Below are 26,977 nucleotides of genomic sequence, written 5' to 3' on the forward strand. Positions count from 1 at the left end.
GTACCGTGCAGTCTGGAGCGGTCAGTTCGAGTACTACGAACGGGCCAAAGCACGACTTTTGATTGTTGTGCCGTTGACGCTCGTGATCATCCTTTTGCTGCTCTACCTCAATTTTCAGCGCGTGACCGAGACGCTGATCGTCATGCTCTCGCTGCCGTTCGCTCTTGTGGGCGGCCTTTGGCTGATGTGGTGGCTGAACTTCAATTTGAGTGTTGCGGTGGCGGTTGGCTTCATTGCGCTGGCCGGAGTCGCGGCCGAGACCGGCGTGATTATGCTGATTTATTTGGACCACGCCTGGCAGCATAAACGCGACGCAGCAGCCTCGTCGGGTCGAGCGTTGACGCGCGCGGACCTCTACGAGGCCATCATGGAAGGCGCTGTCGAGCGCGTGCGGCCCAAGATGATGACCGTGATCGCCATCATGGCCGGTCTGCTGCCGATCCTCTGGAGCCACGGAACCGGCTCCGAGGTCATGCAACGCATCGCCGTGCCGATGATCGGCGGCATGGTGTCCTCGACCGTGCTCACTCTGTTGGTCATTCCGGCGATTTACGCCCTGGTCAAGGGCTACCGGCTGCCCAAGGCAACCGCTTCAGAGGTCGTCCAGGCGGAGGGCGTGGCATGACAACCCGTGGGGAAAGGCCAGACCACCGGCAACGTCGAACCCGCTTGGCCTATGATGGGCCCGTGATTCGCCGTGCGGGCGTCGACGCCATGGGAAGGATGCGCTCTAGTCGTATAGGGGAACCAGCGAAAAGGGGAACTGCGCATGCGTAGCGCAATGCTTCTGTTGACCTTGACCCTTGCCGTTGGGGCCGCTACCGGAGCGCACGCCTCAGAGCTGTCGGCGGCCTTCGAAGCGGCCTGCCTGCGCGTTCCAGAGATCCCGGTGCTCATCGCTCGCAGAGCCGAGGTGGATGCCCGCGCACGCGCTGCCGGTGCCCTGCTGCCGGGCGGCCCCTGGGTTACGGTCATGCATCGCACCGACGCGCTGACCCACGACCGCGGCACGCGCGAGTACGAAGCGGAATTCGGCATCCCGATCTGGCTGCGCGGCGAGCGGGGCGCGAGTCTCGCGGCGGCCTTGACCGAGGCTGAGCGGCTGGAGGCCGAGATCAGAGCGCGGCGGCTGGAGGTCGCCAAGCGCGTGCGTGAAGCCTACTGGATGGTTGCGGAAGCCCGCGAGAGAGTCGCCGTCGCGGAACGGAGACGGTCGACGGCCGCAACACTTGCCCGAAGCCTGCGCGAGCAGGCCGGGGCCGGACAGGTCGAGCTCATGGAGACCAAGCTGGCCGATGCGGACCTGCGCGATGCCGAGGTCTCCCTTGCCGGACTCCGCAGTGAGCTCAATCAGGCGCGGATCGCATTCGGCGTACTGACTGGCTTCGAGGCGCCTGTTGGCTTTGGGGAAAGGGGTTCGGATGCCGCTACTCCCGCCAATCACCCACGTATCGTACTCAGGCGTGCCGCCACCGAGAATGCCCTGGCAGACGAGCAGCTCACCTGGACCGTGGATCGCGAGCGTCCCGAACTGAGTGCCTTTGCCAACAACAACACCGACACCTCGGCCGAGCCGAACGTCACGTCGCTGGGTGTCCGCTTCAAGATTCCCTTTTCCTATGACGCAGTAAATGAACCCAAGCGGGCTGCGGCCGCTGCCGAGGTCATCGCAGCCCAGGAGGAACTCGCGCTTGCCGAACGGGAGGTTGGCGGCGATGTCGCTCAGGCCCGCGCCAAGCTCGATGGGGCCCGGCAGCAGCTCACGGGCATCGAGGCCCGCCGCGCCGATCTCGCGGCGGTGTTGAAGCTGACCGAGGAAGCGCAGCGGAGCGGTCAAACGACATTCAACGATGTCATCCGGGCACGTCTTCAGCTCTACGAGTCCGATTTGGCGCGCGCTTCCGCGCGCGTGGCCGTCGAGCGGAGCCGTTCCGATGTCAACCAGGCTCTGGGACTGGAGCCCTGAGCGCTTAGAGTATGGAGTATGGCACCATGATCAAACCAACGCTTGTCGTCGCCTTCCTGGCCCTATTTGCAACCGCTTCGATTGCACAGGACAACATTCCAGCAACGCTCTTCAAAAATGCGGGGTGCAAGTGCTGCGACCACTATGCCGACTATCTCAAGGCCAACGGCTTTAGCGTGACGGTGATTGAGCTTCCGAACATGTCCGCGATCAAGCGGAAATACAGTGTGCGCGAGGACCTCGAAGGTTGCCATAGCACAATCATCGGCGACTATGTGGTCGAAGGCCATGTGCCCGTCGGGTCGATCAAGCGTTTGCTGTCCGAGAAGCCGGCCATCAAGGGCATTTCATTGCCCGGCATGCCCGAGGGCTCGCCGGGCATGAGCGGGGAAAAGGCCGCTCCATTCGAAATTCTCTCCATTACCGGCGATGACAAGCCCGCACCGGTTTACGCCACGGAGTGACCTGCCATGATGCATGAAGGCATGGGTGGCATGATGTGGGGCATGGGGATCGGCCATGTGCTGATCCTTGTGATCGCCCTTCTCGCCATTGCGGCGCTGATCAAATACGTCTTTTTCCGATGAGCCAGGCCTCGGAGAAGTGTCCTCAAGAAGGTGCAGGCTCGTGGTTCAGGTCGCCTCTGGGTCAAACGCTGCCAATGACGGGAGGTGGATGACGACCGGATCGCCCTCAACAGCGTAGGAGGATCAGCGCCTTGGCAACGAACCGGTCAACGGTGACTTGCGTCGATCGGGGCAAGCGCTTCGATGATCCGGCAATTCGCAATGGTGCCACAGCCGCACTGTCGGATAATGCTGTCGAGCTCGCTTCGCAGCGCCATGAGGTCGGCGAGCTTGCTATCGACGTCAGCGAGGTGCTGGCGCGCGATGGCATCGATCGCCTTGCAGGAACGCTTCTTTTTCTCCGAAAGGCTCAGGAGCGCCCTTATCTGATCAATGCCGAACCCCAGGTCTCGGGCTCGGCGTATGAAACTCAACCGACCAAGCTCAGTGTCGCCGTAGGCGCGATAGTTGCCGGCAGTGCGCGCCGGCGGCGCAAGCAGGCCGATCCGCTCGTAGTAACGGATGGTTTCGACCTTGGTGCTGGTCGCCTTCGACAGATCCCCTATCGTCAGGATTCCTGAGTTCATGCCGCTTGACCCTGTAGTTGCTACAGGGTGCAGTATGGGTGGTGAACGAAAGGAAGTCTAGGAGAGCATGACCGCTATCGAACAACCTAATGCCAAGGGGCCGACCCTCAATATGCGCGTCGAAGGCATGGATTGCGGGGCTTGCGCGCTCAAGATCGAGAACGCCCTGATGCGCCTGCCAGGCGTCAGTGACATCAACGTCAACTACGGGACCGGGATGCTGATCCTGAACCACGATGCAGACCGGACCTCGCGCCAGATCATAGAGTACAAGATTCGCGATCTAGGCTACACGCCGCGGCCAGCGGCAGCCGAGGACGCCACCCCAACTCGCTTTGGCGAACAAGAAGACCGGCCCTGGTGGGAAACCCGAAAGGGCCGGCTCGTGCTCGTCACCGCGGGCTTGCTGGCGGTCGCGTTTGGCGTGGCTTGGGTGGCGCCTTCCCTTTCGTTTTACGCCTACCTCGTAGCAGCCATCGCTGGCCTGGTGCCGATTGCCCGCAGAGCGCATGCCGGTGCCATGTCCGGGACACCATTCAGCATTGAAACGCTGATGAGCGTGGCGGCGGCTGGGGCGATTGTTATCGGCGCGGCCGAAGAAGCAGCGGTTGTGATCTTCCTCTTCGCCGTCGGTGAGCTCCTTGAGAACGTCGCTGCGGGCCGCGCTCGTGCCGGTATCAAGGCGCTGATCGGGCTGGTGCCACGCGTCGCCCAAATCGAGCAGGGCGGCGAAGTGCGTGAAGTGCCGGCTGAGCAGTTGCGCGTCGGCGATGTCGCAGTGGTGCGGCCGGGAGACCGTGTCCCATCGGACGGCGAGATCCTCGAGGGCCTGTCAGAGCTCGACGAAGCGCCTGTCACTGGCGAGTCGGTGCCCGTCAGCAAAACCGTCGGTGCCTCCGTCTATGCCGGCAGCATCAACGGCAACGGTACACTCAGGATATCCATCACCAAGACTGCGGCCGACAACACCATCGCCCGCATCATCCATATGGTCGAGGATGCTCAAGCATCCAAAGCCCCCACGGCTCGCTTCATCGACAAGTTCGCTGTTTATTACACGCCCGCGTCGATGGCCGCCGCCGCATTGATCATCATGGTGCCGCCGCTGCTCTTTGGAGCGGATTGGGGAACGTGGATCTATCGCGGCCTCGCTACTCTGTTGATCGCGTGTCCCTGCGCGCTCGTCATTTCGACGCCTGCCGCCATCGCGTCCGGCCTCGCGGCGGGGGCTCGTCGCGGCTTGCTGGTGAAGGGTGGGGCTGCGCTCGAAACTTTGGGCAAGATCACGGCAGTTGCATTCGACAAGACCGGCACACTTACCGTCGGCAAGCCACAAGTGACGGACGTTGTCGCCATAGAGAGCGACGAGGACGAAGTGCTAGCGAGTGCCGCTGCGGTCGAGCAGGGTTCCAGCCATCCGCTCGGGCTTGCGATCATCGCGGCAGCGCGGGCGCGCGGGCTTTCCATCCCGCAAACCTTCGGCGGCGCCTCGGCCGTGCCGGGCAAGGCGGTTGTTGCACGCCTGCGCGATGGGTTTGTATCGGTCGGCTCGCCGCGCCATGCAGCCGAGTTCAACCTCCTGCCGGACGCGTTCAAAGATCAGGTGCAGCGGTTGGAGGGCGACGGCAAAACCGTCGTCATCGTGGCCATGAAGGACCGCGCGCTTGGACTGATCGCTCTGCGCGATGAGCCGCGACCCGACGCGGCGGCTGGTATCGGCCAACTCAGGGCACTCTGCCTTCACACCATCATGCTGACCGGGGACAACCGGCGGGCCGGTCAGGCTGTTGCCAGCGCGCTTGGCATCGATGTGCGCGCCGAACTCCTGCCCGACGCCAAACTGGACGCTATCGCCGAACTCAAAGCCCATGGTCCGGTGGCCATGGTCGGCGATGGCATCAACGACGCACCGGCGCTTGCGGCATCTTCTGTCGGCATCGCTATGGGCGGGGGGACGGATGTGGCGCTCGAAACCGCCGACGCTGCCCTGCTTAGCAACCGCGTTAGCGGCGTAGCCGAGCTCGTCGGCCTTGCGCGAACGACCCTATCAAACATCTGGCAAAACATTTTCATCGCACTTGGACTGAAGGCAGTGTTTCTGGTTACGACGTTGCTCGGAATCAGCTCGCTGTGGATGGCTATTCTCGCGGACACGGGAGCCACTGTGTTGGTGACCGCAAACGCCTTGCGGCTGCTCCGCTTCCGGCCAGCAACAGCGGCATCTCCCGGAGAAAGCGCATGAACGGTCCCACGCTCACGCCGTTGGCGACGCATCGCGCTGCGAGATTAAGCGGGTTGGTGGCAATCCTCGGCGCTTTTCTGCTGGATCAAGCGACAAAACTGTCGGCACTGGCGGCACTCGGGCGCGGCGACGTTTTCGCCGTGCTCCCGATCTTCAATCTGCGCCTCAGCTTCAACCAGGGCATTTCCTTCAGCCTATTTACCGAGACGTTCACGGATCGGCCGTTCATGTTGGCCGGCATCACCCTTGCCTTGACGGCGCTGCTCGGGATTATCTTGATGCGATCGGCGACGCGTTTGGAAGCCGTGGCGCTCGGCGTGATCATCGGAGGAGCCCTTGGCAACGTCTTTGACCGTTTGCGCATCGGCGCTGTCGTCGACTTTCTGGACTTCCATGTCTGGGGTTTCCATTGGCCGGCGTTCAACTTTGCGGATTCTGCAATCGTGATCGGCGCAATGGCACTCGTAGCAACAACCTTCATCGGGAACCGCCCAGACCCCGCCTCTGAGGAGACATCACCATGATGGCGCGTACTGTGTATTCGCTTCGCCCCGTTTGGCTGGCTGTGTTGACCATCATGTTGCTTCCGGTAACGGCTTTTTCGGCGTCCCTGGAGATGATGACGACCGGGGGCTGTGCTTGCTGTCATGCGTGGGCTCGCCACCTGCGGGAGGCCGGCCAAGAGGTCGTCGTCAAAGATCTTGCCATGGGGCAACTCATGAAAATGAAGCTCGATGCAGGCATTCCCGCAGCGCTTGCCGCCTGCCACACAGCAAGGGTCGAAGGATATCTGATCGAAGGGCACGTGCCCGAGCGGGAGATTCGCAGGCTGCTCGACGAACGTCCTGAGGCGCTCGGTCTCGTCGTGCCGGGAATGCCGGTCGGGTCGCCGGGCATGGAGTCAGGGAGCAAGCGCGAGCCTTACGAGGTTCTTCTATTGAAGAAGGATGGCAGCACGGAAGTCTTCGCCCGCTACGACGCGCAATCCGAGTGACCGGAGGATTGCGTTTCAGTTGCAATGACCGACAACTGATCGCAGCGATGGAAGCCTGAGGTTATGAAAAACCACGTCTGAAAGATCACTGGGTTTCTGCGGCTTTAAGCCGATGTGATAATGTAATTTATGTAAACAGATTGTATTATGGAAAATAATATTTAATTTGAGGAGGGGTTTTTTGCGTCTTGCGCCGCAAGTGTCGCCATCGCGGGCATCAGGTGTTCTACCATCGAAAGGCGCGCTTCCATGGCGGTAAGCCGATTTTCGAGTTGGGTAATATACGCAAATGCTAATTCAGATGACATTGTCGTTTTATTCTATTGTTCGGGGCAATGGACTGCAAGTGAAATATCAGCACGCAGATAATCGAGGGGTTTCTGCGGCCTTTGACTGATGAAGTCGGCATAATAGATATGTATACGGAATAATGTTATATTGTCTTTATGAGAACTATCGATGAAGCCATTATCGAGTCGGTGAAAAAGCGTCCCGTCAGTTTTACAGTCAGAACCGATCTGATGAAGGAGGCGCGGGCCTTGCGCTTGAACACGTCGCGTGCCGCTGAAGCGGGCATCGAAGCAGCGGTCAAGAAAGCGAAAGAGGATGCCTGGCTCTCAGAGAACAAGGCGGCCATCGAAGCGTACAACGAGCGCATTGCTCGATCGGGCACGTTGCTCAAACCGATTTGGCTTTCAGAATGACGGACCGGTGTACGGAGAACGGCCGTCCATCTTCTTGGCCGACGTCACGGGATCCGGTTGATGCAACTGTTCGCGGCAGGATCGTCACCAGGGCCGAGGATCTGGACGATGCGATGCTTGAAGCGATTGCGTCTGCCGAAGTGCCTCAGCCTCACAAGAACGGACGACGCAGGGCGCAACGATAGAGGGAGTCTGGGAAATTGAGGCGCGACGTCTCAATTTTGCGAGTTTCGGCCACTTGGAGGTTTGGTGTTAGTCGTCGGGGTAATCCCCGAGTGCGGCCCCGTGGTATTTGACGGTCAATCAGAGATAGATCGCCGGGCGATACGGTTGATCGGGGACCATTGGAAACCGCTATCGACGCGCAGGTGATGGCCTTGGCGTTTTTTCCGGAGTCAGTTCGGCGAGCGTCTTTAGCGATATCGCCGGCCTGTCTGGAAACTTGACCATCAACGTGAGATCTCCGCCAAGCGCTTCGACGTACTCGCGCAGTGTCGAGAGCAGCAGATCGGAACGCTTCTCGATGTTGGATACGCTCTCCTGTTTGACACCAAGAAGGTCCGCCAGCTTTTGCTGGGTGAGTTCGCGAGCCTTTCGGATATCGCTCAACGTCAGTTCTTCCGCGATCAATTCGCGCGCCCGTGCATTGATTGCCTTGCGGCGGTCAGGCGAGACGCGGTTCATGGCTTTCTTCAACGATACGGTCATCTCTTGCCTCCCGGGCGCTTGTTGAGCGCTGCTAGGTGTTGGTCGAAGCGATCGTCGGCTTTGGCGATCAGCTTCTTATAAAATCTGTCTTCGCTGCCTCCCGACTTGTCGCCTGCTACGAGCAGAATAGCTTCGCGGCGAGGGTCAAAGGCAAAGGCCACGCGCCAAACTCCGTCAGCGGCCTTGAATCTAAGTTCCTTCATGTTGGCGTGCTTCGAGTCATCCAGCGTGTCGCAATGGGGTCGCTTCAAGGATGGTCCGAACCGCTCGAGCAATTGGGCAACCGCCAGCAGCTCGTCCTGGACCGCGTCCGGCAGCTCTAGGAATTCGCGATCGAAGTCATCGTGAAAGGAGACGGACCATGCCATTGCTTCAGTATCGCATAGATTTGGATATAATGTCAAAGCTATATAGCGTTGAACCTATATATGGCAATGTAGACCCGATCGGATAGTGGACGAGGCGCGACAAGTGTTCCCTTTTTGTTCTCGCCGTGGTACGAGGCTGAAAATCAGCGAAAAAGGGTAGCAGCCATGACGCAGTTCAACCTCGTTCACGCCGCGCTGTTCGATGAGCTCATTGAGCGGCAAGGTGTGCACGGTGTCGACATCGCGCGCCTGACCCAGGCCGTGCTGACCGCAACAGAGATCATCGAGGCCAACGCGCCGCACGGCCCTTACCTGCGCTGCGCGAATGGCGGTTGCGATGAGTAATACCGATGGGCCGGCGGAATGACGATCGGCTGGGTATACCGTTAGGTGAGGTGCGCCGGCTGCGCGCGGAGCAGCGCGCGCGGCTGGAGGCAAGCCGGCGCAATGATGCAGCATATTGGGCGCCGACCTTGCACAATATTGGGGAGACCCGAAGGAGCTACTACTGGGTCTACGTTTACTGCGGGCGATGTCAGCGTTGCGCTATTTTTCCGTTGGTGCCGCTTATCGTGCGATGGGGGCCGGACGCGTCGCTCGATCGCCTGCGCAGTGCGGCGCGTTGCATGACGTGCGGTCACAAGGGCGCAACGTTGAGCTTCAGCAACAGCGCGCGTCCGGATGCGCCGTGGCAGCCAATGTATGAACGCAGCCGATGGACCGGGAACGAGGTCCCTGCTCCGACCCACGTGCTCGCCGACAAAGCGAGCGGTTTTCGCGGTGAGATCGACTGGCATCCTGACCTCGGAGCACTTAACTTCGACGCCATGTGCAACGCCTACTCCATGACGCGATCGCGCGATGAGATTCGCAGACTGTTTCGCGTGCCGGATAACCGTACCGCGCAAATCACGCCACGTGCCGAGATCTGGCCGGGATACGAAGCGCCCGTTGTCCGTCTGGCCCCCGACGGCGAGCGCGAGATCGTCAACATTTCGTTCGGGTTTCCGCTGATCCGAAAGGGTTTCGCACCGAAGCGTGTCAGCAACGTACGTGATGACACGGCACGTGAGAAATGGTTCTGGCGTGAAAGCTATGAGCGGCGACGCTGCCTTGTGCCGGCGACGAGCTACCTCGATCCCGACAACAACAAGCCTGTGGCGTGGCATTGGTTTGCGCTCGAGCCCGCAGAGGACCGGCCATTGTTTGGCTGTCCCGGTGTTTGGAAGCGCTACATTGGTCAGGTGAAAAAGGGAGAGCCAGACGTCGACATCGAAGTGTTCTCGTTCATGACCACGCTGCCCAATCCGCTGACTGCTTCGATCAATCACGAGCGCATGCCCGTGATCTTCACCGAGGAGCACGAGTTCGAGACTTGGCTGACGGGCACGTCTGACGAGGCGCACGCATTGGTGCGGACGTTTGAAGCTGAACGTATGCGGATTGTACAAAGCGGAAAGAAGGGGCCGGATCTGCTAGGGGCGACCGTGTTGCCTTGATCAGGTGGCCGGCATTGTACGCCGCGGAAGCGAACAAAAAACGCGGCTCCGGGGGTGGAGCCGCGTTCATTTCTCAGGGGAGAGAAAGGTCTAGGCTGCAGGCGCTTTCGGGCCGGCGGCCTTCTTGCCGTCCTGCTTGCCCTCCGGCTTCGCGTTGGACTCGATTGCCTTCTCGCGGCGGGTGATGACCTGGTCGGCAGTGGCCGTGGATAGCAGCGTGCCGGCACTGGTTTCGACGCGCGAGCGGAAGGTGTGGCTCAAGGTGTAGTCCTTGCCTTTGACCTTCTCGGCGTCTTCCTTGGTGAACGGCTCGGCCAGCTTGATGTTGACGGCGGGCACGTAGGTCTCATTGCCGATATTGACGAGGGCAACCCCCTGCCCGCGCAGATCGTCAAGGGATTCGGCGGTGAGTTTCGTCGACTTGTCGGCGAACTCGATCTGCAGCTGGAATTTCGCCGCGTCCTCAATCTGGTCGTAGCGCTCGGTGATGCGAGCGCGGTCATCATCTGTCACCGGGCGGATACGGCGGATGTTTGAAACGGGCACGACAGTCGCGCCGTTGATCTTCAATGTTTTGCTCATGTAATTCTCCAGTAATATTTGTTTACAACTTGGCATTGTGTTGGCAATGTTGCATGGACACTATGCTCAAGGGTGGTATACGTCAAGATTAAATGAGATATTACATGGTGTTATATTGTTATGGGCGGTCGTTTATTGAACAACCACAGTTTGCAACGTCGGCCTTCCCTCCCCTTTTCCGGGCCAAAGCGCGGAGGTCCCTAGATGCGTATCGACATCCGCGGCAATTTCCGGCTCGAGGACCTGGTCGTTGTGGCGCAGCATCTCACCGCCCAACTGGAAGCGCTGGGGGTTGCAGCCGTCGAGGATGTCTCAATCGAGCTGACGCCGCTCGCGCCGACGAACCGAAGACTCCTGGTTCGCGACGACGCCGGTAAAGCGGAGCACCTGGAGCTGGAAATCACCGATCTGATGCGTCCGTGCCTGGGTACCGGCACGCTGCGTGTGGTCGAGACCCCTGCTCCTAGGCGCGGATCCAAAAATGCTCCTCGGCGCAAGTATGGACGCGCGCGTGGTTAGCGGTCACGGCTCCGCGTCAGGGATCGCAACCCGCACGGGCGGAAACCCGTGTCCCCTGCCCTCGCGGGGTTCCGGGGCGCGGCGCTACACTCCGCGGTCTAGAGCCCGGCCGGCGGCGCGCCGCCGGGACGCCACGCATCTTAGCGAACGCATATCGATACAATGACGGATGCTTGAACCGCGGCTTGCAATGCGTAGGTGTCAGAATGAATCCAGACCTGGAAACCGGATGAACAGTATCGGTTTACAGAGCGGCCAGTAGCGCCTGATAGGCGTCCGGCAGCCCGTGATGCCTAGCCCCGCTGCGAATGAGGTCGAGATATTCCCGGGTCGGGGGCGGCGGGTTTGCCGTAGCGACGGCGATGTAGGTTTCGACATCGGTCGGCACTCCGTCCATTTCGACCGAGATTGGCATGCGATTGTAACCGTTGCTCTCGGCAGGGCGATCAGAGCGAAAGCCCTCTTCTCGATCGAGCGAGGCAAGGTCTTCCTTGTTGAGACGATGCACGACACCCCAAACGTCATGACCGATGGCCTGGATGACGGAGGACACCCCGCACCCTCTATTTTTCGATAGACGAGGAAAGCAAAGTTGATAGCCGCGTAAAGCTGCGATTCCGACAAACGCGGCGTTCGGGCAGCGCTTCTTCAATTGTGCATCGTCCATATTAGAGCCGTATGCGAACACGAGCATGCCCCCTCCTCCGGGTTTAGACCGTTCACGTTTTTCTGCGCCGTCCGTCCTCGATGAGATCATCGGGCTTGATAGCGATGCCGAACTGATCGAGCGCCTTGAGAAGAATGTGGTTGATCGTGACCTCGTCGCGGACGGCGCGGGATTTTAGCTCACGCATGGCGTAGTCGGGGACGGCAACCTTGGTCGAATGCAAGCGTGGCCGTGGGGCAACGACCGGTGCTACCGTCGTCGCGAGCTGGTTCTCTCGAGTTGGCGGAAGTTCGGGTTCTGGCAATGACAGGTCACTCTCCTGCCCTGCGGGTGAAGCAGCTGGGCGAGTCATGGCAGGCCTCAGTGAAGACACACCCTTGCGGGCGGCGACGGCCTCGATGGCCTCGTCGTCGATCTCGTGTGCGATGGAGACAAAGGGTTTGCGCGGCTGGTTCATCGCTTACTCCGCTGCCTGGAGTGGATGGCGGTCGGCGGGGGCTGCGTCCGGGTAGACGATTTCCTCGATCTCGTCGAGGAGCGCGGCGATCTCCACGCCGGCCCCCTTCCCCGTGTCGTGTTGGGTTGGCGGTTCCCCGTTCAGGAACATCTCGCGGTAGGCTGTTCGCTCGACGAGGACCGTCTTGAACATCGGCAATCCTTTGCGTGCCAGCTCTGAATAGGCGAAGTCGCTGACGCGGTTTCGCAGCGGAAACATCTTGGTGAGCAGCAACCGGTAAGGGATTTTTCGGCCGGCGGTTTCCTCGAGGTCGCGGACGTCGCCGGCGATGACGAGTGCTTCGCGGATGTCAGGCTCCGAGGCCTGCGCCGGGATGATGACAAGATCTGCGCGGCTGATGGCCTTGAACATGGTCATTTCACGCACACCCGCGAGATCGATCAGCACGTGATCGTAGTCTCCTGAAGTGAGGCGGGATTTGAGCACGGTCGGAAAATCATCGGGCGCCGGGGCTTCGACGGTAAGGCCCGGGATGGAGAATTTGCGGCTCCATCGGTGCAGTGTGCGGTTCTGGTCGAGGTCGAGGATGAGGACGCGGGAGTTTTCGAGGGCGAGAGCTGCGCCGCAAGCGGCGCATGTGGTGGATTTTCCGACACCTCCTTTGGAAGACGCAAAAACGAGAATCATGACGTGTGGGCCTCCGTGCCCGTACCTCCGAGGTTGATGATCAGCAGATGGACAAGTGGCAACATGGGAAAGTGGGAACGATTGAACTTGGGAACGCGGGCAATTGGACTCATGGCCAGATGGCTATCATCAGCATACAGAAGATTCGCGGGATATCCAAGACGATTGCGAGGCTCCTGAGCCTTTTGCTCGGCGGACGCGCGGCATGTTGCCATAACTGATTGCAAGCAGGGGAAAGGGGCCAGGATTGAATGTTCTCTTCTTCCCACCTGCGAACTTTCCCACCTGCCCACTTGGGAAGACGGCTTCTTGCCCATGAGCGAACCTTCCCAAGTGTCCATCTTGGCCCGCCATTGATTGCTGCGGCAGAGCGCGACGCGAATTTTTCGTTCACAACTCGTGCATTCGTTTGATAGGCGACGGAGCCGGTGCGAGGGTCGGCAATTGGTGACGCGGAGGAGCACATGTGCCGGCAAGCGATTTGGCATAAGGCGACGATCGTTCTAGCGAGCCTGCTGGCGGGCACGAACGTGCGGGGTGCCGAGCTCGGCGGTGTGAAGCTGGAAGCACCTGCATTTTCCGCCGTGATGCTGCACAACGACGGCTGCCGCCGTTCCGACCGGTTGAGTCAGACTGACGCGAAATCGGTGCACGGGGTCTACGAACAGATTGCCCTGTCGCTGGTATGGATCGAGCTGTCGCGCGTATCAGAGCGGTTTGGCGTGAAGGGTTTCATGCTGGCCGCGGACATTCTCGAGGAAACGTTTCTTTGCGAGGACCGGCGATTCTACATCATCGCGTCGGAGAGGGCAGGGGAGCAAAGAGTCATGGGTGTGACGCTCCTCTATTGCTCGGGCGATGAAGGGGCCGGGGTTGATGTGCTTTACGACAAACTAGGCATCGAGAAGCCTACGGGCGTGCAAGGAACGGGCGTTCCGGAGGCTTCGCTGTTCGGGTCTGAAACGAAGGGCTTCCAGAAAGCGATAGACCCGTTCTCACCTGCCGTTGCGGAAAACATCGCGGTGACGGCGTTCAAGCAACCCGGTGGCTGCAGGGGGGCTGGGCTCACCGGCGCTTTCATGTACGGGCTGTCGTTTATCTCCAAGCCGCTCTACGCGGAAGCGGCGGCCAGATACAAGGCGCAGCAGGCAAAAGAACTTCAGGCGATCAAGCCGCCGCCCCGACTTTAGCGCCGGGGCCTAGCTGACCCCTCTGGGTTGGGCAGCTCAGCTTCGTTACGTTCGGACGGATCCCAAACAAAATGTCCGGCGGTAGCCGGGCAAGAATGAGGGTCGGCCTATTTTCCCAGCAGCCGCCTGCAGAGAGCCGTTCGTGGATTGGCATCCCGGATTAGGGCAGGGGGCGATCGCCTGCTGTGTGGCCCTGGAATCGCGGCCGGGCAGGGTTTCAGTCGTGACCTAGGGGTTGGGCGGGCCCGGAAGGTTACCCAAAGCACCAGCTCGCCAAGCAATCTTGACGGACGTTCCGCTTGGAATGGCGGTGATGGCTGACTTCCGGTGGAGCCGTATCCCAAAAATTTAGAGACGGGCCTTGGCCCGTCCGTTGTCAGGTGCGGCGCAGTGAGGGCAAAGCCCGAACGGAGGGTGAGGGGAACCCTAAGCATGGCCGCGTATGCGGCCATTCCTTCTTGCTGAGCGAAGCGAGGCCTATAACTTCAAAATTTGCGACGAAGAAAGAAGAATAAATGGAAGGAAAGGATATCGGGGTGCCGGGTTCCGAGTCGTCCGCGGAATTCTGCGGGTTTGCGGGGATCGTGTTGCACGCTGTACCTCCTATAGCGGGGGGCGTGCACGCTCCGCCTTCCGTGTCGGAGAAGCTTGAGGGGCGGAACCGAGGTCGTTGCACCCTCCACCTTCCATGATCTCCACGCGGATCCGGGCCATTGCATGCCCCGCCTTCCATGATTTGGGTCGAAACCGTAAGTGCGGAGGGGGCTCGGAATCGATCTGCACGCTCTACCTTCCATGGTCTGCACGTTCCGCCTCCTGTGATCTGCACGCTCCGCCTTCCGAAACGGCAATTGTCGCACGTGTGACAGGGGAACGGATCCCGAGGGAGTCTATTGCACGTTCTACCTTCTATGATCAGGGGGGATATCGGCGGAATCCTGCATAAAAAGGTGTTCGCTGGAGAGGGGCGTGGGGTCGCGACTCGGATTCCGAGTGCATCAGTATGTCGGAATTGCACGCTCTGCCTTCTGTGATGGGAGTGAGAATTGGCGGTTTTCCGCGGTTCGTCTGCGAGACGGCGTTTATTGCACGCTCTACCTTCCATGATCGTCACGCGCGGGTGCGCGGAGAGCGGAAGGTCTGCGAGACTTTCTTCCATCCTGTGCCGGGATCGGGTCTGGGGTCTATCATCCCCGCCTTGGTGAGGATGTCGCGGGACTGTCCGGCGCGAGCATTGGCCGCCTTGATGTCTGAGACGAAGTCGGAGTTCGGGATCAGGGTATAGAGGCAGTCTTGAACGGCTTTACCTTCCGTGCGGCGTTCCTCTGTGAAGGCGTAGAGGACGTGTGCTTTGATCAGGTCTTCGATCGCTGACTTGACCGCGGACATGTTGGCGCTGCGGCGCGAATGATTGAGCATGCCGCTGTCGCGCTCGATCGTCGAGAACAGGATCTGATACGGATTGTTGAGGTGAGCGTTCGTGTACTCGTGGCTGAGCCGCTTGTGCAGCCACCGGGCAAGCTGGCTGTCGAGGCTCATGAGCACGCCGTAATTGAACTGCCGGTAGGTGAGCGTGTTGATGCTGGCGCTGAGAAGCCCCGGCAGGCGGACCATCCACATGGCCTTGCGGTCTTCCTTCCACTGGTCGCGGGTTACGCGTGTGAGGTCGTTGATGATTGGGTTGGTATAGACGGTCTGCTTTGAGCCGCGCCCTTCAATAGTGACGTCGAGGACGGTGCGGGAAAGAATTTCGAGAGAGCGTTTGATCTCCTCGATGGATCGCGTCCGGCCGCGATTGGCGAGTTCGGCGCGGATCATGTTCAGTGAAAAGCGCACCCAGCTTTCGCCGCGGGCAGGGTCATGGAATCCGAAATTCTGGTCGGCGAAGATTTTTCGTAAGACTTCCTCGACCAGTTCCTCGTCGGTAGATGGGTAGCAATCGATGCGCTCGCCATCGATGATGACGCTCGCAGGCTGCAGCTGGACGGTGCAGGTGAAGGTCGGATTGTCGCCCTTGGGCGAGGGTCGATGGTGGAAGGTGCGCTGGTAGACCGGCAGGCGGCCGGAGGCATCGCGCAAGGCCGACTGAGCGCGGGCCGAGCAGGAATACTTTGGGATGGAGTCCCACAGATCGATGGTGTTGGAAAGGTTCTCGGGCTTTCCGAAAAACTTGGCGAAGAGGTCGTACTGCACGCTCCGGGAGACGGTCGCGAGCGTGGAGGCCGATTTTTCATCGGACGTGGATTGAAGCTCGTTTCGATCGGGTGTCGTGAAAGTCACGAAAATTATTCTGCTGGCATACGCAACTCAGTCAATACGCGGCAAATAGTTATCCCGAAGAGTTGTCGGACGGTTCGCTGGCATCCTGGGGCGGCGCAGGCATCCCGAAAGGGTCAGGGGTCTCGTCTTTACTCGCGCAACCGCACCTTGATACCGGGCAATCTGGCGCTATGTTCTATGTTTGTTCGTTGGTATGCCGACTCCATTGTATTGGGCTTTGACGCCGCAGAGCCGGCGCGAGCGATCCTGTTTTGGGGGGCATCAGCGGAATGGAAAGGGCGGGCTGGGCCGTGGACCCAGGGAAGACGTGTGTGCGTAAGGAGCTCATATGACATTGAGCAGACCCCTGAAGAGCGATGCCGACTTTAAGCGGGTCGAGGAGCCGGAAGCCAGGAGCGAGACATATCTGACGACGAGTGAAGCGGCAGCTGTTGTCCGACTGGCGTCACGCACCCTGGAGCGGCTTCGGTTGGAAGGGAAGGGACCCAAGTACCTGAAGGCTGGTTCGGGGAGGCGGTCGCGCGTTCTGTACCGTCGCGTCGATCTGATTGATTGGATCGAAAAGAGAGGTGAGTATCTGTCGACGTCGGAATACTAGCCGGCTCGGTCGTGAGAAAAAGCGGGGGCGTGATCTGTCACGAACCCCGCTATCGTCCGAGTGACACGCGAACGAGGGATCGGTTGCCCGGATGTTTGACGATCGTTCTAGAGCAAGGCATTTGCTTAAGGGCTTTGACTTTGACTCTCAGTTGGCGGCGGTGAAGGTGCTGCTCAAGGATCTTCGCAAAGTCGACGAAGCGCATACGCAGAGGGTGAAAGAACTCAGCGCACTCGCTGATGCGGAAACAGGCGACGAGCATGGTTTCCCGTGTGCCGATGCCTATGTCGACCTGTGCCACGAGGGGATCTACATGGCGGCGACGCACAGCATGGCCGCAGTAAGCATGCTCGCACCGCTGACCGAGGGTCTGTTTGTCGGCCTCTTTCGAGGGCTGGGAATTCGCGCAGAGAAAAAGGGCATGCCTGTCGGCATGGACGCCCGCAGGCGGGCGACGCCGGAACAGCTCTGGGACCCGCACTTTGTTTTCAAGCCCGGAAGCAAAGGCGAAAAGAGTATCGTCCGGGGGATCGAGCAGGTGGCTGTGTGCAGCGGCCTGGTTGAGCATTTGCCCAAAGACTACCTCATCAAACTTGATGCGCTCTTTGCGTATCGCAACAAGATGCTGCATTGCGGGTTCGAGTGGCCGGAGGATGAGCGAGCCGCTTTCGCCAAGCGGCTCCCAGACTGGCCGGTAGATTGGTTTCAGCTGGCGAGTATCAACGACAAGCCGTGGACCTTCTACATGAGCTGGAGCTTCATCGATTGCTGCATTGCGTTCGTCGATGACATTCAGCTCGGCGCGGGCGCGTTCATTCGCAACGCGGACGGTACTCTCGGCGAAATTCTGCGCCGGCATTAATCTAATCGACTGCGAACCGGGCGTCATGACCACAGAACGAGTTATGTCGCCCGGTCCTGAGGGGAACTGCAAAATAGCGCGTTCGTTAGGCAACCTTCGCTGCAGGCGTTTCCTTGATCGGCTTCATCAAGAATTTGAAGTAGTCGTCCGCGATATCTCTTGCGACCTCAGGGAGCAGGCGCTCGATGGAGCCGACCATCGCGGAGCCCTGGTATATAGGCCTTCCGGGACCAGGATAGGATCGCGCCTGGAAACAAGCGAACATCGCTCGCGAGAGATCCGCATCGCGGCTGTCGTCGTGTCTGGAATCTTGCGAGATGCAGTCCCAGTGCAGTTCCGCGTATTTTGTGCGCATCTCGATCCGAATGTTCGGGATGTCACGACGTTTGCATTCGCGGAACCAGCGTTCGTTTGAGGCTCTGTCGCCACTTTTAAACTCGACCCAGGGGAGCAGCGGAACCGCTGTCGATCTGGGAATTCGTGAAAGCGCGCTCTCGTCAACGGCAAGGTAGCCAAGCTGCGCGAGCCGGCTCGAAAATCTATCTTGCACAAGCGATGCAATGGATGGGAACGCCACCACTTGCTTTGAGACGGCGAGCATTGACGCGTATGTGCGGAAATTTAGTGCAGCCGCGAATGCCTCGAGCCGATGAGAGGTTCGAACATCTGGCCATGCTTGGCGCACTTCAGCCTTGGCGAACTCGATGTTGTCGTCTGTGACAAGAAAAATCGGCATGCGATCGCTCCTGATTCTGGATCATCAGCCGCCGATTACATGATGATCCGAAGGAACGGATCACACCGATATGAAACGTGCTCCGTTAGACAGGGCGGCTAGTCAGGTGGAGCAACCAATCAGAATGCTATGCGATTCGGTTGGGCCGTCGCTATTGGCTTCGAGCAAGCAAGGGGTCCCGGCGGAAGGTGGTCGCCGGACCCGTCTGATGGTCTTTGGGCGCTCTCACTGCTATGCTGTGCCAGGGGGCTGACATGGGTTTCTTGGATTGGCTAAGCAGGAGAGAGAAGCCGCGTACCGGACCGTACGCGGAAGCTAGTTTCTTCCATATTCCGGACAGGGATTACTTTGGCTGGTACGCGACGTCACCGGACGGCGGGTTCACCCTGACCTGGCGCGATGCCAATGATGAGGGCACTCATGGCGGCGCGCGAGCATCCGGCATGGGGCGCTACTTTTTGCTGGCAGGCGACGCGATCATTGCCGAGGGGCAAATCGAGCGTCCGAATGACGGCAAGGTCGCGAGCGACGGCACATTCATCCTGAACGATTGGAGGTTCAACTCAGAGCTCGGAGGCGCCTTTTGCGCGTTTCGCGCTGACGGCAGCCCGATCGTATCGCAACGCTTCACCGCAAATCTGCTCAACAACGGCTTGTCGGCGAACGGTCGCCTTGCCGTCTGCCAAACCTGTAATTCACACACTGACGATGCATCCGTCCTTGCTGTGTTCGACCTTACGCAGGGGCGCGAGATCGTGCGGTGGAAACCCGAGTCCGGATGGGCCGAGTCTTACGCATTTGCAGATGATGGACAGTCGATACGACTTTGCTATCCAGGCGGAGCGTCGCTCGCCTATAGCCTCGATGGTAGGTTCTTGGATCGGGACCTTTGGATTGAACGCAGTCTTGGCCGGGGCGACCTTGCCGTTATCCAGCAGCTAATCGACAGCGAGGACAAGAAGCCCTCCGCCGAACTGGCGCGCAGACTTGTGGCGGGGATCGACGTTGCGCTCAAAGCAACCAGCGACGATCACATTTGCGCCTGGGCCTACAAGCTTCGCGGAATTTCTCTTGAGGCCGAAAAGAACTGGCCAGAAGCCTTGCGCTCCTATGATCTGGCGCTCGGATTGGATCCGAAGATTGGCGTCAAGCGCCGTGCCGATGCGCTGCGAAAGGCATCGAACAAGTAAAAACAGGGCTCGCGAATAGGTCAAAGGGGCTAGGGCAGGCGACGCAGGTACGAACGCGCCGTCACCAGCACCACATGCAATCGGAAAGCACTGTCGTCCTCGTCCGAAAGTCCCGCGTGTGCGCCTTGCGGATGCAGTCGCTTGTAGAGCCCATGTGTAAAGTCCTTGCCGTCGGTGCGCCATTCGTTGCGAGCAACGGACAGGAAGTCCTTCTGTCCGAGAAGGGTGAGACAGGCTTCGAAACCGATGGATTCCGCCGCACCGTAGAAGCCACGTCCGATATGGAGCAGTAAGCTTTCGAAAAAGGCGCGCAGCTGGGCATTGGCGGAGGCCCAGTTGCCTTGCCGGTGAGCGTCGATGGCTTGGTCGAGGTGCCCCAAGGGCTCGGTGAAATTGAGATCCTTCAATCGCCGGTGCACCTCATCCTCGACGGCAGGCAAATCCAAGTCCAGCGGCACCATTGGTAGCAAGGTAACAGCGCTCGTATTGGCATCGACATTCAGGCTGTAGCCATCCAACGCGAGGGCTCGCCGGAACACCGCGTCGGCATCGGATGGATAATGAGGATTGTATTGTTTGACCGCTTCCTCGACGAGCACGGCCGACCGCGTTTTGTTTCCGTCGGCAGTCGGCAGAAGCGCCGCGGGCTCCTCGAGCACAAATTCTCCAACGGTTCTAGCTTTGATGGAGAGGTTGGGCGCCGACGCCGTGGGTATCTGCTTTTCGAGGCCGAACTTCAGAGCCAGAAGCGCAAATGCACCGTGACCGACGCGAGTGATGAGCTCGGTGGCAGCAATGATGGTGGGTCGGCTAAAGGTAGCGGGCATGGGGCTCCACAGCGGTTTTGGTGGGCTTGAGACCTCTGCGCGCCGTCCGTCAAAGAGTCTGAAGGACGAGAGCACCGAATTTCTTGAACGCGTGCCGATATTGCTCGCCCCAACCCGGTGATCACAAGCAGATAGGCGGAGCGGATCTGGTCAGTCCACGGCAATCAAGTACCTCGGCAATGCGATCAAGCTATCCTAGTGCCTCGGCCTTGGCGGTCGGCTTGAACCGGAGCGGTCTTTTTTTCAGACGTGATTTGAGGCCGGGGGACGGGGATTGCTCTTGCATCGACAGAGCGATCAGATCGCCGGTGGCGTTGACGAGTTCGACGGCGCGGCTGTCGGAGACGTGGGCATAGATGGCAGTTGTTTCTTCGTCGGAATGACCGAGAAGTTTGCCCAGTACTCGCGTGGTACCACCGGCGTCGATAGCCTTGTTGCCGAACGAGTGGCGTAGGTCGTGCAATCTGAGACCGGGCAGCTGCGCCAGAGTCCGAATGCGGTTCCAAGGTTTTGCGATGTTGACGAGGCTCCTGCCCGTGATGTGTCCGACAAACACGAAGGGATTACCTTTAACCTTTGGCAATCGAGCGAGCACGGCGAGGGCGTACCTATTTAGAAGAATGGATTTCGGCCCCGTCTTGCTGTCGGGGAGATTGAGGAGCATGCGCTGTTCGTCGACATAGGTCCATTTGAGCGAGAGCACTTCATTGCGCCGCGCACCTGAGAAGATGATCAGCCAGATGGCGGCGATGACATAGACACTCTCGGATTTGTCGCGCTCAAGGTGCCTGAGTGCGTCGCCCAGGCGTTTTGCTTCGTCCGGCGAGAGATATCGGTTTCGGTCGATTTCTTTGTAGCGTGCGATCCCTTTACAGGGGTTTGAATCCTTGTCGCGCCATCCGCGCTCCATGGACCAAGTCATCAGTTTGGAGAGAGCTGTCAGGACGTTGTTGGCGTTGCGGGGGGTGGCGCCCATTTTTTCATGCATCGTCCTGACATCGGCCTGCGTCAGTGCATTGACGGTCTTTCGTTTGAAGCGCGGCGCCACGTGGAGTGTGAGCATCCGCTCGTATTCTTCCTTGGTTCGAGGCTTGAGCCTCAAGCCGTATATCTCGATAAATTCTTTGACGGCGTCCTTCAGGAGGGGCGACGGGACGTCGGGTTGTTCGGGTTTGGGCTCGATGCCCTTGCGTGCGGCGAAGGCATAGTCTCTGGCGAGGTCGCGCGCCTTTTCTACGGTCAAGGTGCCTTGCTTGCCGAGGGTCAGGTAGCGCTGACGGCCTTTCACTCTCGTCTTGAGAAGGAAGGAGACGCTGCCATTGGCATTTCTGCGGGCATGGAAGCCCGGAACGTCCTTGTCCCAGATGATCTCTCCGGCCGTCAGCCGGCCAACACGATTGAGCGTGATCGGTGCATCTGACATCGATAAAACCCCCGAAATCCGCTATACCACCCTTATACCACGGTGGAGTGAAGGCGAGGGTAGTACGGCGTGTCAACGGCACGTAACAAGCCATATTTAGCGGGGTTTTAGGGGGTGCAGAGTAGGGGAGGGTAGCGGGAATGCCAGTCTGGGGGACTGGGGGTCGGAGGTTCAAATCCTCTCGCTCCGACCAATATTTTCAAAGGCTTAATACGAAGCCTTCATCCTCAAAAATTGACGTGGGACGCACATGGGACGCAAATCTCATGCGTTTCCTTGAGCGCACTTGGTTCGCTATGAGCGGCCCGCTGCTTGGTCCGGCATCTCTTCCGGCGAGGCCAGGCGATAGCTTGTGCTGCGGCCGCCGCCTGGATTCTGAACAAGAATGCCGCGCTCTACCAGTTCGCGAATATCGCGCAGTGCTGTGTCGGACGACGACTTGGTGATCTTGGCGTACTTGGATGTCGTCAGGTTGCCCTGGAAGCCGTCGAGAAGCCTGTTGATGATTGTTCGCTGGCGGTCGTTGATCGGCTTGCGGTTGATGGCCTCCCACGTCCTGGCTTTGATTGTCACCGCCGTCAGGGTGCCATCGGCGCGCGTGAGCGCGCGATCAAGACATGCCAGGAACCAGCTCAGCCAGGTTGTGACATCGAGCGTGCCGCGCTGCTGCGCTTCGAGCTGCTCGTAGTACTCCCTGCGCTCAGCCTCGATCTGAGAAGACATACTGTAGAAGCGGTTCCTGGTGCGGTCAGCTCTGGCGAGGGCCATGTCCGCGATGGCGCGCGCTATGCGGCCATTGCCATCCTCGAAAGGGTGAATGGTCACGAACCACAGATGAGCGAGGCCAGCCTTGAGAACAGGGTCCAGATCGCCTCCGGCATTGAACCACTCGACGAAGCGCGTCATCTCACCGTCGAGCCGATCGGCAGACGGCGCCTCGAAATGAACGCGCTCGCGGCCAAAGGGGCCGGAGACAACCTGCATCGGTCCCGCTTCGATGGGACGCCACGCGCCGACGGCAATACGGTGCAGTCCGCTGCGGCCTGTTGGAAACAGGGCTGCATGCCAGCCGAACAAGCGTTCGGCAGTGAGGCGGCCCTCATAGTTCTGCGTGGCGTCGAGCATCATCTCGACAATGCCATCCACGTCTCGGCCGACCGGAATGTAGCCGCCGACATCCATACCAAGTCTGCGCGCAATCGATGAGCGCACTTCGTCGGCGTTGAGATCTTCCCCCTCGATGGCCGAGGATTTCACGACATCGGCCGTCAGTGTCCGGAGCGTGGCTTCGGCCTGCAGTTCAAAGCCCAAAGCCTCCATCCTACCCAGCAGGCGTCCCTGCCGGTGGCGCACTTCCGCCAGCGGCTTTTCAAGGGTCTGAGCCTCCCATGCGAAGGTCGGCCAGTCAGGTCTCTCGTGAATATAAGGCATAATCACCGCATCTCCTGCGGCGATTATGCCAGTTAATCGCCGCAGAGGCAAGTATCGCCGCAATTAATGCGGCGAATGAGCTGTCCAATCACCGCACAGGCCCGGATTTGACATTGGCAGACTATTTTGTAAGAATAGCTGACATGGAGATTCGATCATGAGCGATGGACCGTTCAAAAGCCCTCTGCCGCAAGACTGCTGGCGACCCGTCCTGGAGCGGGCCGAGAACGAGGGATTCACGATCGAGCAGCTCCAAGAAGCCATCCCCCTCGCTCTGGCTGCAGAGTGCCGAGATTTGCCCGACGGGTTTCTTGACCGCGCCAAGCGCACCCTTGAAAGCGCCCGGCAGCCTTCGCTTGGTCTGCCGGATGAGACCAATGCGGTCGATGCCCTGGCGGATGCAGCCGAAGGCAATCCTCTGGCTCAGATACTGGCCCGCTGGGTTGAAGACGCTCTGGCCTCCAGCATCACCAGCGACGATGCCACGCTCGATGTGCTGACGGCGGCGCTCCGCCAGTGCTGGAGCGAGCGGGCGCGTTCCATGGAGGAGCATGCCCAGCGGGAAGCAACCGATCGGCATATTGCCCCGCGTGTGCGCGAGCGGCTCAACCACTCAGCGCCTTCGGATGAGCAGCTGAGGAAAGTCGCCAAAGGAATTCTTCGCGTGGAAGGGGAATCTGTCCCGCGGTCCGCTCCCAAGCATACCGAGATCGAGGATGGCCCAGCCATCGAGAGTGGCGCCGATGAAACGTAACGGAGCCCCGCCCGTGAGAGCGATCGAAGTAGTTCCGCGCGGCGTTGCGAGCAGCGCCGGCTATGGAGCCTGTGAAATCGGCACGCACATCAAGCTCGATCCCGAGCAGCTGGTTTCCTATCGGCTCGCGAAGTGGGAGCCAGTGATCGAGGATGCCCTCGTCGTCTGCGCGGCGATTGAATACTGCGACCGGCGTCAGAGCAGACCACAAAAGGCTTGGGGGCGCGAGTTTCCACTGCGTGTGCATGTCCACGAACCCGCGCGCTGGTCAGCACCGCAGGTTCAAAGCGCACTGGCGGCAGCTCTGCGCTGTCTGACCGGGGACGTATGGCGGCTTGAGTTCGTCCAGAGGCAGAAAGATCCAGAAGACATCATCCAAACGAACTTTGAGATTCCTGAGCCCAACTCGCTCATGATCCCGTTCAGCAATGGCATGGATTCCTGGGCTCTGTGGCAGCTCGTCAAAGAACAAAATCCTGTTCTGGTTCGGCTTGGAGGTGGGTCGAATAAGAGCCGTCGGCGCAGGGGAAAGCGTGAGGCGTTCGAGCGCATTCCCTTTCGAGTGCCAGATCAGGATTTCAAGGAGCGGTCAGGGCGGTCGCGAGGGTTCAAGTTTGCGATGGTCAGCGGCCTCGCTGCATATTTGTCCGGATCGACGAAAGTGATCGTCCCTGAAAGCGGGCAGGGTGCGCTGGGTCCTGTGCTCGTGACCCACCGTTACGGCGACTATCGCTCGCATCCCGTTTTCCTCAACAAGATGGAGAAGCTCTTTCGTGCGCTTCTCAACTATGAGCTTCGCTACGAGTTTCCGCGCCTGTGGTCGACGAAGGGGCAGACGCTGGCTGCGGCAGTAGCGAAGACCAAAGATGAGGGGTGGAGGAAGACGCGGTCCTGCTGGCAGAAGCCCCGGCAAATCCGTGTGGGAAAGAACCAGCCGCTGCGACAGTGCGGGTTTTGTGCCGCCTGCATCCTGCGCCGGATGAGCGTGCATGCCGCCGGTCTTGAAGAACCTGCGAACACGTACGCTTTTGAAAACGTGTCGGCAGCCACGCTCTCGGCGGGCATGGCCGAAGGGTTCCCGGTCGATAGCTTGCATGGGAATCAGCATGCCTATGCCGTGGCAGGTGCCATGCATTTCGATCATCTGGCCGCACTCCGTCGGTCGGAGGATTCGGCCGTTCTGTCATTGCAGGCACGTGAGTTGGCGAGAGCGTTGGGTGAGGATGAAGTGAGCGTGAAGCAGAAGCTTGACGGACTATTGGCGCAACACGAAGCGGAGTGGGACGCGTTTCTCAAGTCGCTCGCACCCGGATCATTCATCCGGCAGCGGAGCGCGGGGGTGTCATGACCTCAGCCCTCGACCAGTTCAAACCAACGGAAGTCGGCGAGCGGTTGCGGATTGCGCGTGACAACGCGAAGCTTACTCAGGCTCAGGCGGCAGAAGCGATTGGCGTTGCCCGCACAACCCTCGTGGCGATTGAAGCAGGACAGCGGCGCATAAAGCTCGACGAACTGCGAGAATTGGCGCGGGTCTACGACACGACCGTCAATGCGCTGCTGCGTGTGGAAGCCGTCCATGCTGATTTGATGCCGCGCTTTAGAAAGCTCACCACCACCATTCCGGCGGGCGTCGATGACGCGGCGCAGTTACTCAATCATCTAGCCCGCGCCGAGGTCGAGCTTGAGAATCTGCTGGGTATTAGGCGGGCACGCAACTACCCCGCCGAGCGGGCGATCCTGCCGGGCGATGTAAAACTGCAGGCCGAGCAGGATGCGTTGGAACTCCGCCAGCAGCTGGGCCTGGGTATCGGGCCTATTCAAGACATCGTCGCCTTGCTGGAGCTGCAACTCGGCGTTCGCGTTTTCGTGCGCCGGTTACCGGATCGCATCTCCGGGCTCTTTGCTTTCGATGAGGCGACGGGTGCCTGCATACTGCTGAATGGTAACCATCCGCGCGGACGCAGAGCTCTGACCGCAGCCCATGAGCTTGGCCATTTGGTGACCCGTCAACCCGCCGAGGTGCTCGACGAGGAGCAGATCGAAGAAAGCAGGGAGGAGCGGTATGCCCATGCTTTCGCGCGAAGCTTTATGATGCCCGCGCGCGCCGTGATGGCTCATTTCAAAGAACTGACGGCAGGCGCGAAGAATTTGAGCAGACGACACGTCATCGAGCTGGCGCATCTTTTCGGCGTTTCGCGAGAGGCACTCGTCCGGCGATTGCAGGAGCTGCGGCTGGTTCCAGCAGGAGCCTGGGACTGGTTCGAAAAGAACGGCGGCATCTCCAATGAGCAAGAGCGAGAAGTCCTGGGTGACCGGGTCGTCAACGACCGCCTGCGCGAGGAAACGAGGTTGCCAACCACGGTCCGGCTTAGTCTCCTCGCCGGCGCGGCTTCGAGGCAGGGACTTCTGAGCGAAGGGCAGCTGGCAAGCCTTCTGCATCTTGATCGGGTGGAGTTGCGCCGCATGATTCAGGCCGACGAAGCAGAGGGGAGCAATGGCGATGACGCCCCCGAGCTCCTGGCCTGAGTTAGAAATCCCGATCGTGCTTGATGCAAGTGCGGTCATCAATCTCAACGGCTCCGGCGCGGCACTTGCGATCCTTTCTGCGATCGGCCGTGATTTTGTCGTGCCTCAAGACGTCCACGATGAGCTGAGACGTGGCGCGTCGAGCGTGCGCCGTGATTTCGAAGTGCTGGACGATCTGATCGCTCGGAAAATCATACTGCGTCAGGACATCAGTGCTGCCGGAGCCGACTTGTTTGAATCTCTGACGGTCGGGCCGTCGGCGATGACGCTGGACGACGGCGAAGCGGCGACCATCGCTCTGGCGTTCGAGTTGGGCGGCGCGGCGGTCATCGATGAGAGCAAAGGCAGGCGTTTGGCTCTCCAGTTCGCATCTGGCGTGCCACTGCTGGCGAGCGTGGAGTTTTTCAGCCATCCGGTCGTCGAGAACGCGCTGGGTCGCAATCTGGCCGATGCCGTATTCAACGCCCTGCAACAAGCCAGGATGCAGGTTCTCCCATCCCATCACGATTGGATAGTGCAGCTGCTGGGCCCAGAGCGCGCGCCGCTCTGCCTCAGCCTGCCTCGATCTGTACGTCAGCCATAAATTTCACAGCCCTTAGAAGCACTCGCCAGCC

General features: G+C 59.9%; 30 protein-coding genes and 1 tRNA gene. 19 read left to right on the plus strand and 12 right to left on the minus strand.

Going from position 1 to position 26,977, the window contains the following annotated elements; all coding sequences use genetic code 11:
• From K2Y42_RS20480 to K2Y42_RS20490, 3 genes are all read left to right on the plus strand, one after another.
• Nucleotides 1-625 (plus strand): efflux RND transporter permease subunit (locus K2Y42_RS20480; protein ID WP_291156417.1); only part of this gene is annotated, 625 nt, incomplete at its 5' end.
• 144 nt (nucleotides 626-769) lie between these two features.
• Nucleotides 770-1,966 (plus strand): TolC family protein, encoded by a 1,197-nt coding sequence (locus K2Y42_RS20485; protein WP_291156420.1) that lies wholly within the window; start codon nucleotides 770-772, stop codon nucleotides 1,964-1,966.
• Between the two features lie 26 nt (nucleotides 1,967-1,992).
• Nucleotides 1,993-2,430, plus strand: coding sequence for a DUF411 domain-containing protein (locus tag K2Y42_RS20490; protein ID WP_291156423.1), 438 nt, complete (start codon nucleotides 1,993-1,995; stop codon nucleotides 2,428-2,430).
• A 269-nt stretch (nucleotides 2,431-2,699) separates the two neighbouring features.
• Here the strand turns inward: K2Y42_RS20490 and K2Y42_RS20495 are convergent, their stop codons facing one another.
• On the minus strand, nucleotides 2,700-3,119 hold the full coding sequence (locus K2Y42_RS20495; protein WP_291156427.1) for a helix-turn-helix domain-containing protein: 420 nt from the start codon (nucleotides 3,117-3,119) through the stop codon (nucleotides 2,700-2,702).
• Nucleotides 3,120-3,231: 112 nt separating this feature from the next.
• Between K2Y42_RS20495 and K2Y42_RS20500 the strand changes: the two genes are divergently transcribed.
• The 4 genes from K2Y42_RS20500 (at nucleotide 3,232) to K2Y42_RS20515 (ending at nucleotide 7,059) form a co-directional block, all read left to right on the plus strand.
• Nucleotides 3,232-5,361 (plus strand): heavy metal translocating P-type ATPase, encoded by a 2,130-nt coding sequence (locus tag K2Y42_RS20500; RefSeq protein WP_291156431.1) that lies wholly within the window; start codon nucleotides 3,232-3,234, stop codon nucleotides 5,359-5,361.
• Nucleotides 5,358-5,885: a signal peptidase II gene (gene lspA / locus K2Y42_RS20505; RefSeq protein WP_291156433.1), complete on the plus strand. Its 528-nt coding sequence runs from the start codon at nucleotides 5,358-5,360 to the stop codon at nucleotides 5,883-5,885. Before K2Y42_RS20500 ends, lspA begins: the two co-directional genes overlap by 4 nt.
• Nucleotides 5,882-6,355 carry a DUF411 domain-containing protein gene (locus K2Y42_RS20510; protein WP_291156436.1) on the plus strand — a complete coding sequence of 158 codons (474 nt, stop codon included), beginning with the start codon at nucleotides 5,882-5,884 and terminating at the stop codon, nucleotides 6,353-6,355. Before lspA ends, K2Y42_RS20510 begins: the two co-directional genes overlap by 4 nt.
• Before the next feature lie 446 nt (nucleotides 6,356-6,801).
• Nucleotides 6,802-7,059, plus strand: a complete 258-nt coding sequence (locus tag K2Y42_RS20515) for a type II toxin-antitoxin system CcdA family antitoxin (RefSeq protein ID WP_291156439.1) — start codon at nucleotides 6,802-6,804, stop codon at nucleotides 7,057-7,059.
• Nucleotides 7,060-7,413: 354 nt separating this feature from the next.
• On the opposite strand, the gene K2Y42_RS20520 is transcribed toward K2Y42_RS20515, so the two are convergent.
• Together K2Y42_RS20520 and K2Y42_RS20525 are read right to left on the minus strand one after the other, a co-directional pair.
• Nucleotides 7,414-7,767, minus strand: a complete 354-nt coding sequence (locus tag K2Y42_RS20520; RefSeq protein WP_291156442.1) for an XRE family transcriptional regulator — start codon at nucleotides 7,765-7,767, stop codon at nucleotides 7,414-7,416.
• A complete protein-coding gene (locus K2Y42_RS20525) occupies nucleotides 7,764-8,135 on the minus strand; it encodes a type II toxin-antitoxin system RelE/ParE family toxin (RefSeq protein ID WP_291156444.1) in 372 nt (123 codons plus the stop codon). The genes K2Y42_RS20520 and K2Y42_RS20525 overlap by 4 nt, the downstream gene beginning before the upstream one ends.
• Before the next feature lie 165 nt (nucleotides 8,136-8,300).
• Between K2Y42_RS20525 and K2Y42_RS20530 the strand changes: the two genes are divergently transcribed.
• Both K2Y42_RS20530 and K2Y42_RS20535 read left to right on the plus strand, forming a co-directional pair.
• On the plus strand, nucleotides 8,301-8,480 hold the full coding sequence (locus K2Y42_RS20530; protein WP_291156446.1) for a hypothetical protein: 180 nt from the start codon (nucleotides 8,301-8,303) through the stop codon (nucleotides 8,478-8,480).
• A gap of 308 nt (nucleotides 8,481-8,788) precedes the next feature.
• Nucleotides 8,789-9,634: an SOS response-associated peptidase family protein gene (locus K2Y42_RS20535; protein ID WP_291156449.1), complete on the plus strand. Its 846-nt coding sequence runs from the start codon at nucleotides 8,789-8,791 to the stop codon at nucleotides 9,632-9,634.
• Nucleotides 9,635-9,724: 90 nt separating this feature from the next.
• Here K2Y42_RS20535 and K2Y42_RS20540 read toward each other — a convergent pair whose 3' ends face one another.
• A complete protein-coding gene (locus K2Y42_RS20540) occupies nucleotides 9,725-10,204 on the minus strand; it encodes a hypothetical protein (RefSeq protein ID WP_291156451.1) in 480 nt (159 codons plus the stop codon).
• 216 nt (nucleotides 10,205-10,420) lie between these two features.
• Here K2Y42_RS20540 and K2Y42_RS20545 point away from each other — a divergent pair, with 216 nt between their 5' ends.
• Nucleotides 10,421-10,735: a hypothetical protein gene (locus K2Y42_RS20545; RefSeq protein ID WP_291156453.1), complete on the plus strand. Its 315-nt coding sequence runs from the start codon at nucleotides 10,421-10,423 to the stop codon at nucleotides 10,733-10,735.
• Between the two features lie 244 nt (nucleotides 10,736-10,979).
• On the opposite strand, the gene K2Y42_RS20550 is transcribed toward K2Y42_RS20545, so the two are convergent.
• From K2Y42_RS20550 to K2Y42_RS20560, 3 genes are read right to left on the minus strand one after another with little or no spacing between them, the layout of a single operon-like run.
• Nucleotides 10,980-11,429, minus strand: coding sequence for a gamma-glutamylcyclotransferase family protein (locus K2Y42_RS20550; protein ID WP_291156454.1), 450 nt, complete (start codon nucleotides 11,427-11,429; stop codon nucleotides 10,980-10,982).
• Between the two features lie 25 nt (nucleotides 11,430-11,454).
• Nucleotides 11,455-11,859 carry a hypothetical protein gene (locus K2Y42_RS20555; protein WP_291156457.1) on the minus strand — a complete coding sequence of 135 codons (405 nt, stop codon included), beginning with the start codon at nucleotides 11,857-11,859 and terminating at the stop codon, nucleotides 11,455-11,457.
• Nucleotides 11,860-11,862: 3 nt separating this feature from the next.
• Entirely contained in the window at nucleotides 11,863-12,546 is a 684-nt protein-coding gene (locus tag K2Y42_RS20560) for a ParA family protein (protein WP_291156460.1), read from the minus strand.
• Between the two features lie 464 nt (nucleotides 12,547-13,010).
• On the opposite strand from K2Y42_RS20560, the gene K2Y42_RS20565 reads away from it, so the two are divergent.
• The gene (locus tag K2Y42_RS20565; protein ID WP_291156463.1) at nucleotides 13,011-13,736 is read left to right on the plus strand and encodes a hypothetical protein; all 726 of its coding nucleotides are present in this window, start codon (nucleotides 13,011-13,013) and stop codon (nucleotides 13,734-13,736) included.
• Nucleotides 13,737-14,846: 1,110 nt separating this feature from the next.
• Here the strand turns inward: K2Y42_RS20565 and K2Y42_RS20570 are convergent.
• Nucleotides 14,847-16,016, minus strand: a complete 1,170-nt coding sequence (locus K2Y42_RS20570; RefSeq protein ID WP_291156464.1) for a hypothetical protein — start codon at nucleotides 16,014-16,016, stop codon at nucleotides 14,847-14,849.
• Nucleotides 16,017-16,344: 328 nt separating this feature from the next.
• Between K2Y42_RS20570 and K2Y42_RS20575 the strand changes: the two genes are divergently transcribed.
• Nucleotides 16,345-16,614 carry a helix-turn-helix domain-containing protein gene (locus K2Y42_RS20575; RefSeq protein WP_291156467.1) on the plus strand — a complete coding sequence of 90 codons (270 nt, stop codon included), beginning with the start codon at nucleotides 16,345-16,347 and terminating at the stop codon, nucleotides 16,612-16,614.
• 91 nt (nucleotides 16,615-16,705) lie between these two features.
• Nucleotides 16,706-17,476, plus strand: coding sequence for a hypothetical protein (locus K2Y42_RS20580; RefSeq protein WP_291156470.1), 771 nt, complete (start codon nucleotides 16,706-16,708; stop codon nucleotides 17,474-17,476).
• Between the two features lie 85 nt (nucleotides 17,477-17,561).
• Here the strand turns inward: K2Y42_RS20580 and K2Y42_RS20585 are convergent, their stop codons facing one another.
• Nucleotides 17,562-18,212, minus strand: coding sequence for a hypothetical protein (locus K2Y42_RS20585; protein WP_291156473.1), 651 nt, complete (start codon nucleotides 18,210-18,212; stop codon nucleotides 17,562-17,564).
• 254 nt (nucleotides 18,213-18,466) lie between these two features.
• Here K2Y42_RS20585 and K2Y42_RS20590 point away from each other — a divergent pair, with 254 nt between their 5' ends.
• A complete protein-coding gene (locus tag K2Y42_RS20590; RefSeq protein ID WP_291156476.1) occupies nucleotides 18,467-19,402 on the plus strand; it encodes a tetratricopeptide repeat protein in 936 nt (311 codons plus the stop codon).
• Between the two features lie 29 nt (nucleotides 19,403-19,431).
• Here the strand turns inward: K2Y42_RS20590 and K2Y42_RS20595 are convergent, their stop codons facing one another.
• Nucleotides 19,432-20,229, minus strand: coding sequence for a hypothetical protein (locus K2Y42_RS20595; RefSeq protein ID WP_291156479.1), 798 nt, complete (start codon nucleotides 20,227-20,229; stop codon nucleotides 19,432-19,434).
• Nucleotides 20,230-20,419: 190 nt separating this feature from the next.
• Entirely contained in the window at nucleotides 20,420-21,652 is a 1,233-nt protein-coding gene (locus K2Y42_RS20600) for a site-specific integrase (RefSeq protein WP_291156481.1), read from the minus strand.
• Between the two features lie 125 nt (nucleotides 21,653-21,777).
• On the opposite strand from K2Y42_RS20600, the gene K2Y42_RS20605 reads away from it, so the two are divergent.
• Nucleotides 21,778-21,845 (plus strand) — tRNA-Leu (locus tag K2Y42_RS20605).
• Nucleotides 21,846-21,946: 101 nt separating this feature from the next.
• Here the strand turns inward: K2Y42_RS20605 and K2Y42_RS20610 are convergent.
• On the minus strand, nucleotides 21,947-23,083 hold the full coding sequence (locus K2Y42_RS20610) for a Fic family protein (RefSeq protein WP_291156593.1): 1,137 nt from the start codon (nucleotides 23,081-23,083) through the stop codon (nucleotides 21,947-21,949).
• Between the two features lie 157 nt (nucleotides 23,084-23,240).
• On the opposite strand from K2Y42_RS20610, the gene K2Y42_RS20615 reads away from it, so the two are divergent.
• Genes K2Y42_RS20615 through K2Y42_RS20630 form a run of 4 tightly spaced genes read left to right on the plus strand, consistent with a single transcriptional unit; the run spans nucleotide 23,241 to nucleotide 26,946 of the window.
• Nucleotides 23,241-23,837: a hypothetical protein gene (locus K2Y42_RS20615; RefSeq protein WP_291156484.1), complete on the plus strand. Its 597-nt coding sequence runs from the start codon at nucleotides 23,241-23,243 to the stop codon at nucleotides 23,835-23,837.
• A gap of 13 nt (nucleotides 23,838-23,850) precedes the next feature.
• Nucleotides 23,851-25,185 (plus strand): 7-cyano-7-deazaguanine synthase, encoded by a 1,335-nt coding sequence (locus tag K2Y42_RS20620; RefSeq protein ID WP_291156486.1) that lies wholly within the window; start codon nucleotides 23,851-23,853, stop codon nucleotides 25,183-25,185.
• Nucleotides 25,182-26,363 (plus strand): XRE family transcriptional regulator, encoded by a 1,182-nt coding sequence (locus K2Y42_RS20625; RefSeq protein ID WP_291156489.1) that lies wholly within the window; start codon nucleotides 25,182-25,184, stop codon nucleotides 26,361-26,363. The genes K2Y42_RS20620 and K2Y42_RS20625 overlap by 4 nt, the downstream gene beginning before the upstream one ends.
• Complete coding sequence (locus tag K2Y42_RS20630) at nucleotides 26,332-26,946, plus strand: PIN domain-containing protein (RefSeq protein ID WP_291156492.1); 615 nt, start codon at nucleotides 26,332-26,334, stop codon at nucleotides 26,944-26,946. Before K2Y42_RS20625 ends, K2Y42_RS20630 begins: the two co-directional genes overlap by 32 nt.
• Nucleotides 26,947-26,977 lie beyond the last annotated feature (31 nt).

This window comes from Hyphomicrobium sp. (assembly GCF_019744875.1).
Lineage (GTDB): Bacteria > Pseudomonadota > Alphaproteobacteria > Rhizobiales > Hyphomicrobiaceae > Hyphomicrobium_C.